This is a genomic window from Sphingomonas sp. (assembly GCF_042091075.1).
Classification (GTDB): domain Bacteria; phylum Pseudomonadota; class Alphaproteobacteria; order Sphingomonadales; family Sphingomonadaceae; genus Sphingomonas.
Map to the genome: position 1 here is coordinate 1 of NZ_JBELIE010000248.1, position 2619 is coordinate 2619.

Consider the following 2619-nt stretch of genomic DNA (forward strand, 5'->3'; position numbering starts at 1 on the left):
GCGCGAACAGGCCGCCGTACAATTCCTGGCTGGCCGCGCGCGCCTCCGGGCTTTGATCGGCGCGGATATAAGGCTCCACCGCCGACTTGAACCGGCCGACGCGATAGACGTGCGCGTTGACGCCGAGCTTGTCGATCAAGCCCTTATAATACAACTGGTTGCCGCCGGGGCCGGCGAACAGGATGCCGCCCAGCGGATTCAGCCATATCTCGCTCGCGGCGGAGGCGAGGCGATAGCCGCCATCGGTATAAGCGGTGGCATAAGCGAGCACCGGCTTGCCCGCGGTCCGCGCGCGCAGCAGCGCCGCCTGCACCTCCGCCAGCGCGGCGGGGTAGGCGCCGCCGAATTTGTCGAGGTCGAGCACGATCGCCTTGACGCGCGTATCGTCGCGCGCGGCGTCGATCGAGCGCAGCACATCGCGCAGCCGATATTGATCACCGATCTCACTCCCGCTCAGCAGCGCGATCGGCTGCACATCCTCGGGCTGCTCCACGATCGGCCCGTCGAGGGTCAGCAACAGCGCGCCATCCTTGATCGCGCCGGGCCGCGAACGCGCATTGAGCGCCGCGAACAGCAGGCCGAAGAACAGCAGCATCGCGACGAGCACTAGCGCGTCCTTGATCCCGACCAGCAATTTCCAGGCGCCGCGAACCAGCTTCATCGCATCATTTTCCCAAAGGGGGCGTCCCCGTTTCGCCCTCCATCTAGCCTGACGTGTATCAAGCGAGCAATACGCCTCGTCGTGCATCCGCGATTGGTCGCCCATTCGCCGCCTCGCGCATGGCCGGGTCGGGCGGGGCGACGCCGCACCGGTGGCGTTCGCGCGGCGAAGCGCCTATCGCGCAAGCCATGCATGCGCCGATCACTCCGCCGACGTCGCTCTCCGGTGTGCCGGCCACGACCGCGGCGGAAGCGCGTGCGCTGCTGCGGCTGGCCGGGCCGCTGGTGGGGGCGAACCTGCTGCAGATGGGCGTCTATGCGGTCGACGTGATGTTCGTGGCGCGGTTGGGCACGGTCGAGTTCGCGGCGGCGACGATGGGGGTGTTCGTCTTCGGCCTGATCCTGTGGACGCTGATCAGCCTGTCGTGCGCCTGCGCGCCGATCATCGCGGCGGAGCTGGGGCGGCGGCGGTTCGCGGTGCGCGAGGTGCGGCGGTCGTTCCGCATGGCGCTATGGCTGGCGGTGGGCGCGACGATCCCGTTCAGCGCGCTGATGCTGCACGGTGAGACGCTGCTTCGCTTCGTCGGACAGGATCCGCGCGTCGCGGCACGGGCGGGGGCGTTCCTCGACATCCTGTGGCTGGCGCTGCTGCCCGGCATCGCCGCCGCGGTGATGCGCACCGTGGCGGCGGCGCTGGGACGTCCGCATTGGGCGATGGGTGTTACTGCCGCTTCGCTGGGCGTCGGGCTGCTGGCCAACTGGCTGCTGGTGTTCGGCCATGCCGGTCTGCCCGCGCTGGGGCTGGAGGGATCGGCGCTTGCCAGCGTCGTCACCAGCCTGTTCATGGCGCTGGCCTATACGGTGATCCTGTTGACCGATCGCCGGTTGCGGCGGTGGCGGCTGTTCGGACGCTGGTGGCGCGTCGAATGGTCGCGGCTGGCGGAAATCGCGCGGCTGGGGGTGCCGATCGCCCTGACCGTCACGCTGGAGGCTGGGCTGTTCGGCGGCGCCGCGCTGCTGATGGGATTGCTGGGCGTGACCGAGGTGGCCGCGCATGCGATCGCGCTGAATATCGCCGCGCTCGCCTTTCAGGTGCCGCTGGGGGTCGCGCAGGCGGCGACGATCCGCGTCGGGCTGGCCTATGGCGCGCGCGACGGCGCGTGGATGGCGCGTGCCGGCTGGATCGCGATCGTGCTCGGCACCGGCTTCATGACGTTGACGGCCACGGCGATGTGGCTGATGCCGCGTGTGTTCATCGGCATCTATGTCGATCCGGACGCCGCCGGCAACGCGGCGGTGGTCGCGCTGGCGGTACAATATCTGGCGGTGGCGGCGATGTTCCAGCTTTTCGATGGCGCCCAGGCGGTTGCCGCAGGCGTGCTGCGCGGATTGCAGGACACGCGCGTGCCGATGATCATCGCCGCGATCGGCTATTGGCTGTTCGGCTTCGGCACCTCGGTATTGTTCGGGTTCACCGCCGGCTGGCGCGGGGTGGGCATCTGGATGGGACTGGCCGCGGGATTGCTGGTCGTCTCGATCCTGCTGCTGTGGCGCTGGTCGCGTCGCGAACGCCTCGGCCTCGTCCCGCACACGCCCTGACGAAAAAGTTCCGGGAATCGTCGCCGGGGGCGTTGACCCGGCGCACTACGCTACACATATGCGCTTCGCTGGCACTCTCGGTGGGGGAGTGCCAAGATGTGTCACATACCTTAAGAGAGGTAAGAGCAATGAACTTTCGTCCGTTGCACGACCGCGTTCTCGTCCGCCGTGTCGAGGCGGAGGAGAAGACGGCCGGCGGGATCATCATTCCCGACACCGCCAAGGAAAAGCCGCAGGAGGGCGAAGTCGTCGCCGCCGGTGCTGGCGCCAAGGCCGAGGACGGCAAGGTCACGCCGCTCGACGTGAAGGCCGGCGACCGCATCCTGTTCGGCAAGTGGTCGGGCACCGAGGTCAAGGTCG

3 protein-coding genes are annotated in these 2619 nt (G+C 68.6%); 2 read left to right on the top strand and 1 reads right to left on the bottom strand.

The annotated features are described in order from the left end of the window. Positions 1-661: S49 family peptidase (locus ACFDSW_RS16230; RefSeq protein WP_375251294.1), on the bottom strand; the 661-nt coding region annotated here is incomplete at its 3' end. A gap of 188 nt (positions 662-849) precedes the next feature. Here ACFDSW_RS16230 and ACFDSW_RS16235 point away from each other — a divergent pair. After that, positions 850-2259, top strand: coding sequence for an MATE family efflux transporter (locus ACFDSW_RS16235; protein ID WP_375251295.1), 1410 nt, complete (start codon positions 850-852; stop codon positions 2257-2259). Between the two features lie 128 nt (positions 2260-2387). Then, positions 2388-2619, top strand: a 232-nt coding sequence (locus ACFDSW_RS16240) for a co-chaperone GroES (protein WP_375251296.1), incomplete at its 3' end; no start/stop codon positions are given.